Annotated in this window: 15 protein-coding genes; 5 read left to right on the forward strand and 10 right to left on the reverse strand. The window is 70.5% G+C overall.

Translation table 11 applies throughout. The annotated features are described in order from the left end of the window. Nucleotides 1-151: 151 nt before the first annotated feature. A complete protein-coding gene (locus tag PP359_RS04570; RefSeq protein ID WP_499249980.1) occupies nt 152-2,437 on the reverse strand; it encodes a heavy metal translocating P-type ATPase in 2,286 nt (761 codons plus the stop codon). A gap of 16 nt (nt 2,438-2,453) precedes the next feature. Further along, nucleotides 2,454-2,663 (reverse strand): heavy-metal-associated domain-containing protein, encoded by a 210-nt coding sequence (locus tag PP359_RS04575; protein WP_295775111.1) that lies wholly within the window; start codon nt 2,661-2,663, stop codon nt 2,454-2,456. 103 nt (nt 2,664-2,766) lie between these two features. On the opposite strand from PP359_RS04575, the gene deoC reads away from it, so the two are divergent. Then, on the forward strand, nt 2,767-3,483 hold the full coding sequence (gene deoC, locus PP359_RS04580; RefSeq protein ID WP_039414625.1) for a deoxyribose-phosphate aldolase: 717 nt from the start codon (nt 2,767-2,769) through the stop codon (nt 3,481-3,483). A 21-nt stretch (nt 3,484-3,504) separates the two neighbouring features. Here deoC and PP359_RS04585 read toward each other — a convergent pair whose 3' ends face one another. The 4 genes from PP359_RS04585 to truB are packed head-to-tail and all read right to left on the reverse strand — an operon-like array spanning nt 3,505 to nt 6,272. Continuing rightward, entirely contained in the window at nt 3,505-4,452 is a 948-nt protein-coding gene (locus PP359_RS04585) for a bifunctional riboflavin kinase/FAD synthetase (protein WP_499249981.1), read from the reverse strand. Continuing rightward, nucleotides 4,449-4,949: a hypothetical protein gene (locus PP359_RS04590; protein WP_499249982.1), complete on the reverse strand. Its 501-nt coding sequence runs from the start codon at nt 4,947-4,949 to the stop codon at nt 4,449-4,451. The genes PP359_RS04585 and PP359_RS04590 overlap by 4 nt, the downstream gene beginning before the upstream one ends. A 43-nt stretch (nt 4,950-4,992) precedes the next feature. After that, nucleotides 4,993-5,361, reverse strand: coding sequence for a hypothetical protein (locus PP359_RS04595; RefSeq protein ID WP_294946656.1), 369 nt, complete (start codon nt 5,359-5,361; stop codon nt 4,993-4,995). Then, a complete protein-coding gene (gene truB, locus PP359_RS04600) occupies nt 5,358-6,272 on the reverse strand; it encodes a tRNA pseudouridine(55) synthase TruB (protein WP_294946653.1) in 915 nt (304 codons plus the stop codon). The genes PP359_RS04595 and truB overlap by 4 nt, the downstream gene beginning before the upstream one ends. Before the next feature lie 101 nt (nt 6,273-6,373). Here truB and PP359_RS04605 point away from each other — a divergent pair, with 101 nt between their 5' ends. Further along, nucleotides 6,374-7,240: an HhH-GPD family protein gene (locus tag PP359_RS04605; protein WP_036319794.1), complete on the forward strand. Its 867-nt coding sequence runs from the start codon at nt 6,374-6,376 to the stop codon at nt 7,238-7,240. A 17-nt stretch (nt 7,241-7,257) separates the two neighbouring features. Here PP359_RS04605 and rbfA read toward each other — a convergent pair whose 3' ends face one another. From rbfA to nusA, 4 genes are all read right to left on the reverse strand, one after another. Beyond that, nucleotides 7,258-7,692, reverse strand: a complete 435-nt coding sequence (gene rbfA, locus PP359_RS04610) for a 30S ribosome-binding factor RbfA (RefSeq protein ID WP_039414614.1) — start codon at nt 7,690-7,692, stop codon at nt 7,258-7,260. Nucleotides 7,693-7,854: 162 nt separating this feature from the next. Beyond that, nucleotides 7,855-10,590 carry a translation initiation factor IF-2 gene (infB, locus tag PP359_RS04615; RefSeq protein WP_499249983.1) on the reverse strand — a complete coding sequence of 912 codons (2,736 nt, stop codon included), beginning with the start codon at nt 10,588-10,590 and terminating at the stop codon, nt 7,855-7,857. 92 nt (nt 10,591-10,682) lie between these two features. Continuing rightward, complete coding sequence (locus PP359_RS04620) at nt 10,683-10,934, reverse strand: YlxR family protein (RefSeq protein ID WP_039414609.1); 252 nt, start codon at nt 10,932-10,934, stop codon at nt 10,683-10,685. 69 nt (nt 10,935-11,003) lie between these two features. After that, a complete protein-coding gene (nusA, locus tag PP359_RS04625; protein WP_036315010.1) occupies nt 11,004-11,990 on the reverse strand; it encodes a transcription termination factor NusA in 987 nt (328 codons plus the stop codon). Nucleotides 11,991-12,096: 106 nt separating this feature from the next. Between nusA and PP359_RS04630 the strand changes: the two genes are divergently transcribed. The 3 genes from PP359_RS04630 (at nt 12,097) to PP359_RS04640 (ending at nt 14,076) form a co-directional block, all read left to right on the forward strand. Continuing rightward, nucleotides 12,097-12,723 (forward strand): GPR1/FUN34/YaaH family transporter, encoded by a 627-nt coding sequence (locus PP359_RS04630; protein WP_499249984.1) that lies wholly within the window; start codon nt 12,097-12,099, stop codon nt 12,721-12,723. After that, nucleotides 12,720-13,511, forward strand: coding sequence for a DUF1206 domain-containing protein (locus tag PP359_RS04635; protein WP_294946632.1), 792 nt, complete (start codon nt 12,720-12,722; stop codon nt 13,509-13,511). Before PP359_RS04630 ends, PP359_RS04635 begins: the two co-directional genes overlap by 4 nt. A gap of 64 nt (nt 13,512-13,575) precedes the next feature. Further along, a complete protein-coding gene (locus PP359_RS04640) occupies nt 13,576-14,076 on the forward strand; it encodes a pyridoxamine 5'-phosphate oxidase family protein (protein ID WP_499249985.1) in 501 nt (166 codons plus the stop codon). The last annotated feature ends 14 nt before the right edge of the window (nt 14,077-14,090 follow it).

Genomic DNA, 14,090 nt, shown 5'->3' on the forward strand with positions numbered 1-14,090 from the left:
GTCAGTCGTTCCGCAGCGGTCGCCGCGGGGTGGGGCGAGGTGCGGATCCTCCGGCTGCGGGTACTCGCTTCTGCGAGCTGCGGCGACGAACGGGGCGGACCTCGTCGTCAGTCTAGCGCGCCCTCCCCCACCGCCGCGAGCGGCGGCCGGGTCAGCGGCGCAGCCGCAGGCTGTTGAGCACGACGAAGACGCTCGAGAAGGCCATGGCCGCGCCGGCGATCATCGGGTTGAGCACGCCGAACGCCGCCAGCGGCAGCGCGGCGACGTTGTAGGCGAAGGCCCAGAACAGGTTGCCGCGGATGATGCGCATCGTGCGTCTGCTGAGGCCGATCGCGGTGAGCACCGGCGACAAGCCGCTGCCGGTGACGGCGATGTCACTCGCATGCATCGCCGCATCCGTGCCGGATCCCATGGCGATGCCGAGGTCGGCGGTGGCCAGCGCGGCGGCGTCGTTCACACCGTCACCGACCATGGCGACCCGGTGTCCGCCGGCGCGCAACCGCTCGATCTCGGCGACCTTGCCTTCCGGGAGAACGCCCGAGACGACCTCGCGGATGCCGACGGCGTCGGCGACCGCGCGCGCGGCGCCCGCGTTGTCGCCGGTCAACAGCACGAGGTTCAGGCCCAGAGACTCCAGCGCCGCGACGGTGTGCGCGCTGTCGCTGCGAATGCTGTCGGCGACGACCACGACGCCGCGAATGCGGTCGTCCCAGCCTGCGACGATCGCGGTCGCGCCGCGCCGCTGGGCGGCGTCGACGGCGGCGTCGACCGCGCCGATGACGTCCGCGCCCGAGCCCGGCGCCTGAGCACGGGCGAAGGCCGGTCGACCAGCGAACACGCGGTGGCCGTCGACGATCCCGGTCACGCCGAGACCGGCGTGACCGGTGAACTCGCCGACCTCCTGCGGCGCGGTCGCGAGTGCCGCGACCGCACGCGCGATCGGATGCTCCGAGGCCTCCTCCAGCGATCCGACGAGTCGTCGCACCTCGTCGGCATCCGCTCCGCCGATGGGCGTGACGGTGTCGACCGTCATCGCGCCCTCGGTGACCGTGCCGGTCTTGTCGAGCACGACGGTGTCGATGCGGTCCGCCGCCTCGAGCGCTTCCGGTCCGGTGATGAGGACACCGAGCTGTGCACCGCGACCGGTCCCCACCAGGATCGCGATCGGCGTCGCCAGCCCGAGCGCACAGGGGCAGGCGATGATCAGCACGGCCACCGCCGCGGTGAACCCCGACGCGAGGGCCTCGCCGCTGAAGCCTCCCACCACGAGCCACGCCAACAGCGTGAGAGCCGACAGGAGGATGACGATCGGGACGAAGATCCCCGAGATGCGATCGGCGAGGCGCTGCACGCGGCTCTTGCCCGCCTGCGCGTCCTCGACCAGGCGGGCCAGCCGGGCAAGGCGCGTGTCCTCGCCGACGGAGGTGGCCTCCACGACGAGACGGCCATCGGTGGCGATCGTGCCGCCGGTCACGGACGAGCCGGCGTCGACGTCGACGGGGATCGACTCGCCCGTGATCATGCTCTCGTCGACCGAGGCACGACCACTGCGAACGACACCGTCGGTGGCGACCTTCTCTCCCGGACGCACGACGAACAGGTCTCCCACACCGAGCGCCTCGATCGGCACGCGACGGCCGTCTTCGAGCTCCACATCACGCGCCGACAGATCCATCAGCGCGCGCACGGCCGCCCCCGCGGCGCGCTTGGAGCGCTGCTCGATGACGCGGCCGAGCAGCAGGAACACCGTGACCGCCGCCGCCACTTCGAAGTAGACGAGCGAGGAGGGGTCATGGACGGGGGCGAACAGTCCCCCGTCGTGGCGCATGCCGACACGTCCCGCCGAGCCGAAGAACAACGCCCAGACGCTCCACAGCGTCGCCGCACCTGTTCCGAGCGTGATGAGGGTGTCCATCGTCATCGCGCCATGGCGGGCGTTGGCGAAGGTGGCGCGGTGGAAGGGCCAGCCTCCCCAGAGCACGACGGGCACCGCCAGTACGAACGACACCCACTGCCACCCCGGGAACTGCCACGGCGGAATCATCCCGAGAAGTACCACCGGCACGGCCAGCACAGCGCTGATGAGCAGACGAGTGGTCAGCCGTGTGGCACCCGGGCGGTCTTCGACGTCGTGGACGTGGCCGCCGTGCGACGACGACGCATGGCCGTCGTGGGGGCCGGCATGCGGGTGGGCGGTGCGCTCTCGCACGCGCGCGTCGTACCCCGCTTCGCGCACCGCGGCGATGAGAGCCGCGGCATCGAGGCCGCTCGGGTAATCCACCCGTGCGGATTCGGTCGCGAGGTTCACGGATGCCGACACGCCGTCGAGCCGCTGCAGTCGCTTCTCGACCCGCGCGACGCAACTCGCGCACGTCATACCCTCGATCTCCAGCACCGCCTCTGCCCGCGGCTCGGCGTCAGACGTGGTCGCACCCATGGACGCTGTGCTCCTCTCAGCGAGCGACGACGGCGTAACCGGCCTCGTCGACGGCCGCGGCGATCTCGTCATCCGGCGCCCCACCGTCGACGGTCACCGTCAACGTGCCCTCGGTCACGTCGACGGCGACGTCCGTCACGCCCACGACCTTGCGGACTTCACGAGTGACGGCACCGGCACAGTGGGCGCAGGTCATTCCCTCGACGGCGTACGTGTGTGTGGACATGTGGAGCTCCTTCCGCGGGCGGTCCCGATCCGCCTCTGCTGTCGATACCAACGATGATACCCCCCTGGGGTATTCCCGACCCGCGCTGGCGTAGGCTGGAGCCATGTCCACCATCACCGAGCGCGACCTCGCCGCGACGATCGATCACGCCATCCTGAAGCCTGAACTGACCCGCGCCGACGTCGACGCGGAACTCGACATCGCCGCCGAATGGCGCGTGTTCAGCGTGTGCGTGCGCCCGAGCGACATCGCGCACGCCGTGCAGCGGCTGACGGGCACCGGCGTCAACGTCGGCACCGTCATCGGCTTCCCGCACGGCACGACCTCCACTGCCGCGAAAGTGGCTGAGGTTCGCCAGGCCCTCGCCGACGGCGCCGTCGAGTTCGACATGGTGATCAACATCGGTGCTCTGCGTTCGGGCTTCGACGACGCCGTTGTCGCCGACATCCAGGCGGTGGTCGCGGCCGCGGCCGGCAAGGTGACGAAGGTGATCCTCGAGACCTCGCTGCTGGACGACGAGCAGATCGCCCGCGGCAGCCGCCTGACCGAGGCCGGTGGCGCGGACTTCGTCAAGACGTCCACGGGCTTCGCCGGCGGTGGGGCGACGGTCCCCCACGTCGAGCTCATGCGCGCCAGTGTCGGCCCGGACGTGCAGGTGAAGGCATCGGGTGGGGTGCGCAGCTACGCCGACGCGCTCGCGATGCTCGCCGCCGGGGCGACACGGCTCGGAACGAGCGGCAGCGCTGTCATCCTCGGCGAGGCGCGCCGTGTGGATGCCGGCGAGCAGGCGTCGGGCGCCGTCGACACCTCGTCGTACTGACCCCGCCCGGGTGCGCGCGGCTCAGCCGAGGGCGGCGCGCACCCGCGTGATGTCGTCGTCCATCTGGGCGATGAGCGCCTCGATCCCCTCGAAGGCGACCATGCCGCGGATGCGGTTCGTGAAGCGGATCTGCACGCGATGCCCGTAGAGGTCGAGCCCCGTCTCATCCAGGACATACGCCTCGACCTGTCGCATCGGAACATCATCGAACGTCGGATTGGTCCCCACCGAGATGGCCGCCGGGTAGCGAGTCGTCACCGTCGCACCATCGGTGCCGAGGTCGACGAGCCACCCGGCGTAGACCCCGTCTGCCGGAATGAAGCCCTCCGCATCGGCTGACAGATTCGCCGTCGGGTAGCCGAGCTCGCGACCGCGTTTGAGGCCGTGGACGACCTCGCCCTGCACCGCATGCGGGCGTCCCAGCAGACGCGCGGCGCCTTCGACGTCGCCCGACGCGAGCAGGTCCCGTACCCAGGTCGACGACACGCGGCGGCCTCCGCCTTGAACGTCCCCGACCACGTCGACCTGGAAGCCGTACTCCGCGCCGAGACGAACCAGGGTGTCGGGATCGCCCGCTCCCCCGTTGCCGAAGCGGAAATCGTCGCCGACCATCACGATCACGACGCCCAGGCCGACCAGCACATGTTCGACGAAGGCGCGAGGTTCCAGAGAGGCCAGCTCCTGGTCGAATCGGAGCACCAGGGTCGCATCGACCCCCGCGGCGGCGAGCAGATCGAGCTTCTGCGGCAGACTGCACACGGGCTGCGGGCACAGCTCGGGCCGCAGCAGGCTCAAGGGGTTGCGGTCGAACGTGACGGCGACCACCCGTGCCCCGGCATCCTCCGCGGCCACACGGGCACGGTCGATCACCGCTCGGTGGCCGGAATGCACCCCGTCGAACTTGCCGATCGCGACGACACTGGGGCCGAACCCGGCCGGCACCTCCGCGGGGTCGTGGAAGACGATCACCAGCTGGACCTCCCGTCTGCGCGCACGATGCCCGCCTTCGCGTCGTCCGGCGCCGCGGCACCATCCAGGTCCGGGCGCTCGCGGCCGCCGCTGCGCAGCCACCACAGGCCGACGAACGGCAGCACGAGAGGTACCCAGAAGTAGCCGAAGCCATAGCCCGACCACACGGTCGCGTCGTGCAGGAAGAGCTCGGGATGTGTGAGGCTGAGTGTTCCGACGATGAGCACGCCCGCCAGTTCGAAGCAGATCGCCACCCACGCCACGACGTACCACCGCCGGCCGTCCGACTTCACGAGAGCCACCGTCGCGAGCACGTAGACGACCGCCGCGAGCGCAGAGAGCGTGTACGCGAGCGGCGCGGCCGCGAAGTCCTGCACGATCTGAACGAACGAGCGTCCGGTCGCCGCCAGCGCCATGACGGCGTAGACGACGACGAGCACGCGCCCGATTCCGGTCATCCGGGTCGGGGCGGCGGCGTCGGCGTGTGGCGCAGTCATGGCCTGTCAATGATAGGCGCCCGCCCTCGCCGGGGCCGCGGCCTCACATACCAGCGGTCGTCCAGATGACCTGCATGCGCCACACCATGACGGCGACCGACAGTGCGGCGATGCCCATGATCACCGTGCTCCAGCGGCTGCGCTCGAGGAGCGCCCAGACGACGGACGCCGGCGGAATGATCACCGCGGAGACGAGGTAGACCCAGAACTCGAGTGCGCTGCCGGCCGGCGGGTTGCCGACCAGCGGCGCGACGATCGCGACGACCACCTGAGCGAGCAGGAGCAGCAGGATCAGGGCCATCGCGCCGACGGTGAGATCGCTCGGCCGACGCCCCGCGAGTCCGAGGATGATCGCGAGCAGCCCCGCCACGACCGCGACGGCCACCTGGGCGATGGCGAACCACTCGATCATGCGTCCTCCGCCATGTTCATCGCGCTCTTGATGTCGGCGCCGCGGCGCTCAACGATGCCGACGAGCCGACCATCGGGGTCGATCGCCGCCGGCGTCGGCGTCATCGCCCCCTCCAGGCGCGGTGCGGCGCCGACGAGACGCTTGCCGTGACGGAGGTCACGCGCCTCGGCCGCGGTGACGGGCAGGGCGCCGAGCACGGATGCCGCGACCTGCGCGGGCGGCAGCAGCGGCGCGTCCGCCGCGATTTCGGAGACGGCGTCGCCCACGTCGAACGCGCCGATGCGCGTCCGCCGCAGCGCCGTGAGGTGGCCACCCACCCCGAGTGCGGCGCCGAGATCACGGGCCAGGGCACGGATGTACGTGCCACTGGAGCAGTCCACGACGACATCCAGTTCGATGAGGCCCTCGGCGGTGTCGCGGCGGCGGACGACATCGAACCGATCGATCGTCACCCGGCGGGCTGCCAGCTCGACGCTCTCCCCCGCCCGGGCGAGGTCGTAGGCGCGTCTGCCGGCGACCTTGATCGCCGACACGGTGCTCGGAATCTGATCGATCTCACCCGTGAGAGCCGCGACTGCCATGGCGATGCGCTCGTCGGTCACGGAGGCGAGAGTCTCGGCATCCGCCCGACGCGTCTCCACGCCGTCCGCGTCGTCGGAGTCGGTCGCCACGCCGAGCACCACCGTGGCCTCGTAGGTCTTGCCGAGCCCGACGATGAAGGTGAGCAGCCGGGTGGCCGGTCCGACTCCGAGGATGAGCAGCCCGGTGGCCATCGGGTCGAGCGTGCCGGCGTGTCCGATCTTGCGGGTGCCCAGGGCGCGGCGAGCCCGTGCGACCACATCGTGACTGGTGATCCCCTGCGGCTTGTCCACGAGGAGGACGCCGTTGGGGACGAGCGGAGAGGCGGGCATTGCTCCAGCCTAGGCGCGGTGCCACCTCCGGCCGCACCCGCTCGGGGCCGCAGGCGATCGGGGCCGCAGGCGAACGCGGCGTGCCGACGTAGGCTGGTGCGATGCCCGACCTCGCGACGCCGCTCATCGCCTGGTACCGCGACAACGCGCGCGATCTGCCGTGGCGCGCGGAGGGGTTCGGCGCCTGGGGCGTGCTCGTCAGCGAGTTCATGCTGCAGCAGACGCCCGTGACGCGCGTGATCCCCTTGCTGGACGCCTGGCTGGCGCGGTGGCCGACACCGACCGCCCTGGCTGACGATGCCCCGGCGTCGGCGGTCGCGCAGTGGGCGAACCTCGGCTACCCGCGGCGCGCCCTGTGGCTGCACCGCGCCGCGGTGGAGATCCGCGACCGACACGACGGCGTCGTGCCGCGCGACGTCGAGGCGCTCCTCGCGCTGACGGGTATCGGAGACTACACAGCGCGGGCGGTCGCCGTGTTCGCCTATGGCGACCGTCACCCGGTCGTCGATACGAATACTCGCCGCGTCATCGCGCGTGCCGTCGACGGACGTTCTCAGCCCGGGCCGCCGGCTCGCGGTGATCTGGCGGCGATGGCGGGGCTGCTTCCGCGCGGCGATCAGGATGCCGCGGTCGTGAATGCCGCCATGATGGAGCTCGGCGCCATCGTGTGCACTGCCCGTTCCGCGCGATGCGACGTGTGCCCGATCTCCTCGCTGTGCGCCTGGCGTGCGGCCGGCTACCCCGACACCGGTGACCTGCGCCGCAAGCAGGCTGCATACGAGGGCAGCGATCGTCAGGCGCGCGGAGCGGTGCTGCACGCGCTGCGCGCCGCACCCGCACATGCTCTCCCCGCCGACGACGTCGCCGCCGACTGGCCGGTCGCGGCGCAGCGCGATCGCGCGATCGACTCGCTCATCGTCGACGGACTCGTCGAAGCCGTCGACGGCTTCCTGCGCCTGCCGCGGTGACGCGAAAGCGACCGCGCTCAGTCCTCGTCGTCGTCCTCGCGCGGCTTGACGTACGGGTCGGCGTCGCCCGCATATGCGGCTCCGGCCGCAAGACCGGCCACGGCCGCATCGCGCTCCTGCGCTTCGCGCAGCAGCTCGGCGATGTGCCCTGCGTTCTCGGGAAGCGCGTCGGGGATGAACTCCAGCGACGGCGTGAGACGGATGCCGAGGCGCTTGCCCACCTCGCTGCGCAGCATTCCGGTCGCGGCCTTCAGGGCCGCAGCGGAGTCCTCGCGCGCCTGATCATCGCCGTACACCGTGTAGAACACCGACGCGTGCTGCAGGTCACCCGTGACGCGCACGTCGGTGATCGTCACGAAGCCGAGGCGCGGGTCCCGCAGCCCCTTCTCGAGGCGCTCGGCGATGAGCACGCGGATGCGGTCGGCGAGTCTCGCCTGCCGTTCGTTCGACATCTTCTCTTCCCTCTCAAGGCCCCAGTGGATGACTGCATCGAGGTCAGGATATGGCGGAGGCGGAGGAGGTCGTGACGCGGTGGCAATTGGGGTAGGGGCCCCACTCTTGCCTCCGCGGCACGACCTCCGGAGCCGTAGCCGTATCCGGAACCGACGGGAGGATCAGCCGCGCGGCTTCTCCACCATCTCGGTCGTCTCGATCTCGTCGCCCACCTGGATGTCGTTGTACTTACCCAGGCCGATACCGGCCTCGAAGTCGGTACGAACCTCGGTGACGTCGTCCTTGAAACGACGCAGCGACTCGATCTGAAGGCCGTCGGCGAGCACGACACCATCGCGGATGACGCGCGCCTTGGCGTTGCGCGTGATCGTTCCCGACCGCACGATGACACCGGCGATGTTGCCGAACTTCGAGGAGCGGAACACCTCGCGGATCTCGGCGACACCCGACTGCACCTCTTCGAACTCCGGCTTGAGCAGGCCCTTGAGCGACTGCTCGACGTCGTCGATCGCGTTGTAGATGACCGAGTAGAACCGGACGTCCACACCCTCGCGGGCGGCGCGCTCGCGCGCCTTCGTGTCGGGACGGACGTTGAAGCCGATCACGATCGCGTTGTCGATCGTGGCGAGGTTGATGTCCGATTCCGTGATCGCACCGACGCCGCGGTGGATGATGCGCAGCTGGACGCTGTCGTCGACCTCGATCTTCAGCAGCGACTCCTCCAGCGCCTCGACGGCACCGGACACGTCACCCTTGATGATGAGGTTGAGCGACTCGACCTTGCCCTCTTCGAGAGCACGGGTGAAGTCCTCGAGCGAGATGCGCTTGCGCGCCTTGGCGAGCTGGGCGTTGCGCTCGGCGGCCTCGCGCTTCTCGGCGATCTGACGCGCGGTGCGGTCTTCCTCGGTGACGATGAAGACGTCGCCGGCGCGCGGAACCGAGTTGAGGCCCTGAACCTGGACGGGCCGTGAGGGGTAGGCCTCTTCGACCGCATCGCCGTTCTCGTCGATCATGGCGCGGACGCGGCCATAGGCCGTGCCGGCGACGATCGCATCGCCCACGCGGAGCGTTCCGGACTGGATGAGCACGGTCGCCACCGAGCCGCGGCCCTTGTCGAGCTTCGCTTCGATCGCGACACCGCGAGCCGCCTTGTTCGGGTTCGCCGTGAGATCGAGTCCCGCGTCGGCCGTCAGCAGAACGGCATCCAGGAGCTCCTGGATGTTCGTGCCCTGGCGCGCAGACACGTCGACGAACATGACGTCGCCGCCGTACTCCTCTGCGACCAGACCGTACTCGGTGAGCTGCTGGCGCACCTTGGCGGGGTTCGCGTCGGGCTTGTCGACCTTGTTGACCGCGACCACGATCGGCACGTTCGCCGCCTGAGCGTGGTTGAGGGCCTCCACCGTCTGCGGCATGATGCCGTCGTCGGCGGCGACCACGAGGATCGCGATGTCGGTGACCTGCGCACCACGGGCACGCATGGCGGTGAACGCCTCGTGTCCCGGGGTGTCGATGAAGGTGATCGCGCGCTCGATGCCTTCGTGCTCGGTCCACACCTGGTAGGCACCGATGTGCTGGGTGATGCCACCGGCTTCGCCCGCCACGACGTTGGTCTGACGGATCGCGTCGAGCAGTCGCGTCTTACCGTGGTCGACGTGGCCCATGACGGTCACCACCGGAGGACGGATCTCGAGGTCGTCCTCGCTCTCCGCCTCCAGTTCGGCCTCCAGGTCGAGACCGAAGCCCTCGAGGAGCTCCTTGTCCTCGTCCTCGGGCGAGACCATCTGGATCTTGTAGCCGAGCTCAGCGCCCAGGACCTCGAAGGTGGCCTCATCGAGCGACTCGGTCGCCGTGGCCATCTCGCCCAGATTGAAGAGGATCGTCACGAGCGTGCCGGGCTGCACGGTGTAGCCGCGCAGGGCTTCGAGCTTGTCGGCGAAGTCGGCGATGGATGCGCCGCGGCGGAGGCGAATGATCTCGCCGTTGCCCTTCTGGACGTTGACGCCGCCGACGACCGGCGCCGACCGCATCTCGAACTCCTGCCGCTTCGCCCGACGCGACTTGCGCTGCTTGCTCTTGCCGCCGCCCTTGCCGAAGGCACCTGCAGTGCCGCCGCCGGGGCCGCGACCACGGCCGCCGCCACCCGCGGGACGACCCGCGAACCCACCCGGAGCTCCGGGTCCGCCCGTACCGCCGGGGCGCTGGAAGCCTCCGGCGCCGCCGGGACGACCCGGACCGCCCGGACGCTGCTGGAACGGCGCGCCGGGGCGGCCTCCGCCGCCGGGACGGCCGGCGCCACCGGGACGCGGCGCGCCGGGACGCGGGGCGCCGGGGCGCGGGGCCTGCGGACGCGGAATGTTGCCCGGGGTCGGGCGCTGGCCCATGCCCTGCGCCGACGCGAACGGGTTGTTGCCCGGACGCGGGCCAGCGGGGCGCTGGCCCATGCCCTGCGCCGACGAGAAGGGGTTGTTGCCCGGACGCGGGGCACCACCGGGGCGCGGAGCCTGCGGGGTCGCAGCACCGGGGGTCGCCGGAGCCGCCGGCGCCGCCGGAGCGGCCGATGCCGCAGGTGCGGACGGCGTCGCGGCCGCGGCCGGCGCGGCCGGTGCGGGCGCGGCTGGGGCCGCGGGCTTCGCCGGCCCGGGACGCGCTGCCGGGCGTGCGCCCGGAGTCGGGGCCTTGGGAGCGGCATTCGCCGCGGGGGTGGCGGCGGAGTCGGCCGGCTTCTTGGCCGCACCGTCGGCCTCGAGGGCCGCTCGCAGCTTGCGCGCCACGGGGGGCGCAATGGTCGATGAGGGGCTCTTGACGTATTCGCCGAGTTCCTTCAGCTTCGCGAGGGCGACTTTACTGTCGACGCCGATCTCCGAAGCGATCTCGTGCACGCGTGGGTTTGCCACAATTCTCCTGTCTGAGGTCTCCCCCGGACAGGGCAGACCGTTACTTGCGGACGGGTCTCATTTCGAGCCGTTCACTTTGTGTCCATAGCCGTTCAGCCGTTTCGCTGGTGGGTGTTCTGAAAGGTCTGCGTGTCGAGTGGTCCCGACACACGCAGTGCTCGTCCGAAGGCGCGGCGCCGGATCGCGGCATCCACACACGCATCCGTGTCATGCACCCACGCACCCCGCCCGGGAAGGACGGCCTTCTCGTCGGCGACGAGGACGCCGTCTCGCTCCACCACTCGCAGGAGGGAGGACCGGGAGACGCGCGCGCGGCATCCCACGCACGTTCGAACGGGATCCATCTTACCCCCACTCGCCGCACGGAGATGGCGTCGCGGGACGAACGCGACCAGCCGGGCCGGATCGCTCCGTCACGACTCGAGGATCGAGTCGGGCTGAATGTCGATCTTGGCACCGGTGAGCTTCGCGGCCAGGCGGGCGTTCTGCCCCTCCTTGCCGATGGCGAGCGACAGCTGATAATCCGGAACGAGCGCGCGCACCGCTTTCGTCCCCGCGTCGAGCACGAAACTGGATGTCACTTTGGCGGGCGACAGGGCGTTGGCGACGAACTTCGCGAGCTCCGGGTCGTAGTCGACGATGTCGATCTTCTCTCCGCCCAGTTCTTCCGTCACGGCGCGCACGCGTCGTCCGAGTTCGCCGATGCAGGCCCCCTTGGCGTTGATCGCCGGGTCCTTGGCCGTGACCGCGATCTTGGTGCGGTGACCGGCCTCGCGTGCCAGGGAGGTGATCTCCACGAGTCCCGACGCGATCTCCGGCACCTCGAGGGCGAAGAGCTTGCGGACGAGGCCGGGGTGGGTACGCGAAACGGTGATCTGCGGCCCCTTCGTGCCCTTCGACACCGAGGTGACGTAGACGCGCAGACGGGAGCCGTGAGCGTACTGCTCGCCGGCCACCTGCTCCTCGGGCGGGAGGATGGCCTCGACGGTGCCGAGGTCGACGTGGACCATGCGCGGGTTCGGTCCCTGCTGGATGACACCGGCGACGATGTCGCCCTCCTTGCCGCGGAACTCACCGAGGATGGCGTCATCGGCGATGTCGCGCAGACGCTGGCCGATGACCTGCTTGGCGGCGTAGGCCGCGATGCGGCCGAAGTCCTCGGGAGTCGACTCCTCCTCGCCGATGATCGCGCCGTCCTCGTCACGCAGCGGAACGTAGACGGCGACGTGGCCGGTCTTGCGGTCGAGCAGCGCCCGTGCACCCTCGGGAAGCTCCCCGTCGGGAGAGGTGTGCTTGGCGTAGGCGGTGAGAATCGCCTGCTCGATGATCCCGACCAGTTCGTCGAACGGGATCTCCTTCTCACGCTCGACCGTCCGCAGCAGTCCCAGATCGATGTCCACAGGTGCCTCCCTATTCAGCTCTCGACGCGAGGTCACCCTCGGTCACCTGCCCGATTTTACCCGATGGCCTCCGCTGCTCGGCGGCGCCGGCGTGCATACTGGCGGAATGGATGCCGCACTACCCGCCCGCGCAGACGTGGTCCCGGAGCCGCGGCGCGCCGACCCCGGTCTGATCGGCCTGCTGGGGTTCGTGATCGCGACCCTCACCGCTCAGCTGGCGCATCTGGGTGTGCAGAACGAGAGCGCGGTGTTCTGGGTGGGCGCAGTGTTCGGGGGTGTCGTCCAGGTGATCGCGGGAATGCTCTCCTACTTCGTCGGCGACGACTTCCATTTCATCGTCTACAACGCCTTCGGGTGGTACTGGATCTGCATGCCCGGATTCCTCCTCGGCGGGGAGCTCGGTTTCTTCGAGGTGTCGGGCCCGGCGCGCCCCCTGTTCTCGATGATGTTCGCGGTGCTGGCGCTCGGGTTCACCTTCGCCGGCGCCACTCACAATTCGGCACTGCCCCTGACACTGCTGCTCGTGGCGGGAGGCCTGGCACTGGAAGCGGTCGCCGCCGTCGCCGGCGCGGCGACGGCGGGCACCGTCGGAGCATGGCTGCTGATCGGCGCGTCGGCGCTGGCGTTCTACATGCTCGTGGACAAGTTCGCCTGGCGCACGATGGGTCGCCACATCGTCCCCCTCGGGCCGCCGTGGATCCGCCGGGGCGACGTGCCCGCCGAACACCCGTGAACGGCGCCCGCCGCGCGGCTGCCGCGACGCGGCGTCATCCGCTGGTGCAGGCTCTCGCGCGAGCCGGCTTCGCCGCCAACGGCGTCGTGCACGCCTTGATCGGGGTGCTGGTCGTCGCCATCTCGGCCGGCGGTCGCGGCGAGGCCGACCAGGTCGGCGCGCTGCGGGCCGTGGCCGCGGTGCCCTGGGGCGCCGTTCTGGTGTGGGCGATCGCGGTCGGACTCTGGGGCCTCGCACTCTGGCATCTGGCCGCGGGCGCCACGTCTCGGGGCGACGGGCGCTGGGGGCGGCGGGCCTCGGAGTGGAGCCAGGGCGTCGTCTTCGCCGCCGTCGGCACCCTCGCCGCGTCGATCGCCCTCGGTGCGGCGCCCGATGCCGATGGGAGCGCGCGGGTGGCCAGTCGCGGCATCCTCGCGATGACGGGTGGGCCGATCGTCCTGGCCGCCGTCGGAGTGGGCATCGCGGTGGCCGGTGTGGTCTTCGTCGTGATGGGCGTGCGTCGCTCGTTCGAAAAGCGCATGTCCATCCCGCGATCCGCCGCCGGCGCGGTGGCGCGTGCACTGGGCATCGCGGGCTTCATCGCCAAGGGAACGGCGCTGGGAACCCTGGGGGTTCTGCTCATCGTGGCCGCCGTGCACGCGGATGCCGCCCGCGCGGGCGGGCTCGACAGCGCCGTCGACGGACTGCTCACGCTGCCAGCCGGGAGGGCGATCGCCACAGCCCTCGGGGTCGGGTTGATGGCCTACGGCGTCTTCTGCGGGTTCCGCGCGCGCTACGCGCGGCTCTGAACCCTTGGGGGCGTGCGCTGTCAAGGCCCTGGGGCAGCTGCCGGCCGAGCGGCAGGCTCGGAGCATGACCGAAATCACTGGAACCGAAGCCCGCGATCGTGTGAAAGCTCTCGTCGAGGACATCGACATCACCATGCTCACGACCGTGGATGCCGCGGGACGGCTCGTCAGCCGGCCGATGAGCACGCGCGAGATGGACGAGACCGGCGACATCTGGTTCTTCACGTCCGACGAGACGAAGAAGGCGGAGGAGGTCGAGGCCGACCGCGACGTCAACCTGGCGTACTGCGACGCGAAGGGCATGCGCTACGTGTCGGTGGCCGGCCGAGCCGCCCTCGTGCACGACCGCGCACGCATGGAGCAGTTGTGGTCGCCGTCACTGGACATCTGGTTCGAGGATGGACTCGACACGCCCGACATCGCACTGCTGAAGGTCACACCGGTCGAGACGGAGTTCTGGGAGCCCGCCCACGGCAGGCTCGTCATGGCGGCCGGCATGCTCAAGGCTCTGGTCACTCGCGACGCCCCCGACGACACGATGAACCACGGCAAGCTGATGTGCTGAGGCCCGCATCGGGC

Origin of the sequence: Sphingomonas sp. BLCC-B65 (genome assembly GCF_028550675.1) — a bacterium.
In the GTDB taxonomy this organism is placed as follows: Bacteria; Actinomycetota; Actinomycetes; order Actinomycetales; family Microbacteriaceae; genus Microbacterium.

Bases quoted from the DNA above. Each gene is read 5' to 3' on its own strand.
- deoC (WP_039414625.1), top strand. From the start codon at position 2,767: ATGTCCACCATCACCGAGCGCGACCTCGCCGCGACGATCGATCACGCC.
- rbfA (WP_039414614.1), bottom strand. From the start codon at position 7,692: ATGTCGAACGAACGGCAGGCGAGACTCGCCGACCGCATCCGCGTGCTC.
- PP359_RS04595 (WP_294946656.1), bottom strand. From the start codon at position 5,361: ATGATCGAGTGGTTCGCCATCGCCCAGGTGGCCGTCGCGGTCGTGGCG.
- PP359_RS04605 (WP_036319794.1), top strand. From the start codon at position 6,374: ATGCCCGACCTCGCGACGCCGCTCATCGCCTGGTACCGCGACAACGCG.
- PP359_RS04570 (WP_499249980.1), bottom strand. From the start codon at position 2,437: ATGGGTGCGACCACGTCTGACGCCGAGCCGCGGGCAGAGGCGGTGCTG.
- PP359_RS04620 (WP_039414609.1), bottom strand. From the start codon at position 10,934: ATGGATCCCGTTCGAACGTGCGTGGGATGCCGCGCGCGCGTCTCCCGG.
- PP359_RS04590 (WP_499249982.1), bottom strand. From the start codon at position 4,949: ATGACTGCGCCACACGCCGACGCCGCCGCCCCGACCCGGATGACCGGA.
- PP359_RS04575 (WP_295775111.1), bottom strand. From the start codon at position 2,663: ATGTCCACACACACGTACGCCGTCGAGGGAATGACCTGCGCCCACTGT.
- PP359_RS04630 (WP_499249984.1), top strand. From the start codon at position 12,097: ATGGATGCCGCACTACCCGCCCGCGCAGACGTGGTCCCGGAGCCGCGG.
- truB (WP_294946653.1), bottom strand. From the start codon at position 6,272: ATGCCCGCCTCTCCGCTCGTCCCCAACGGCGTCCTCCTCGTGGACAAG.
- PP359_RS04640 (WP_499249985.1), top strand. From the start codon at position 13,576: ATGACCGAAATCACTGGAACCGAAGCCCGCGATCGTGTGAAAGCTCTC.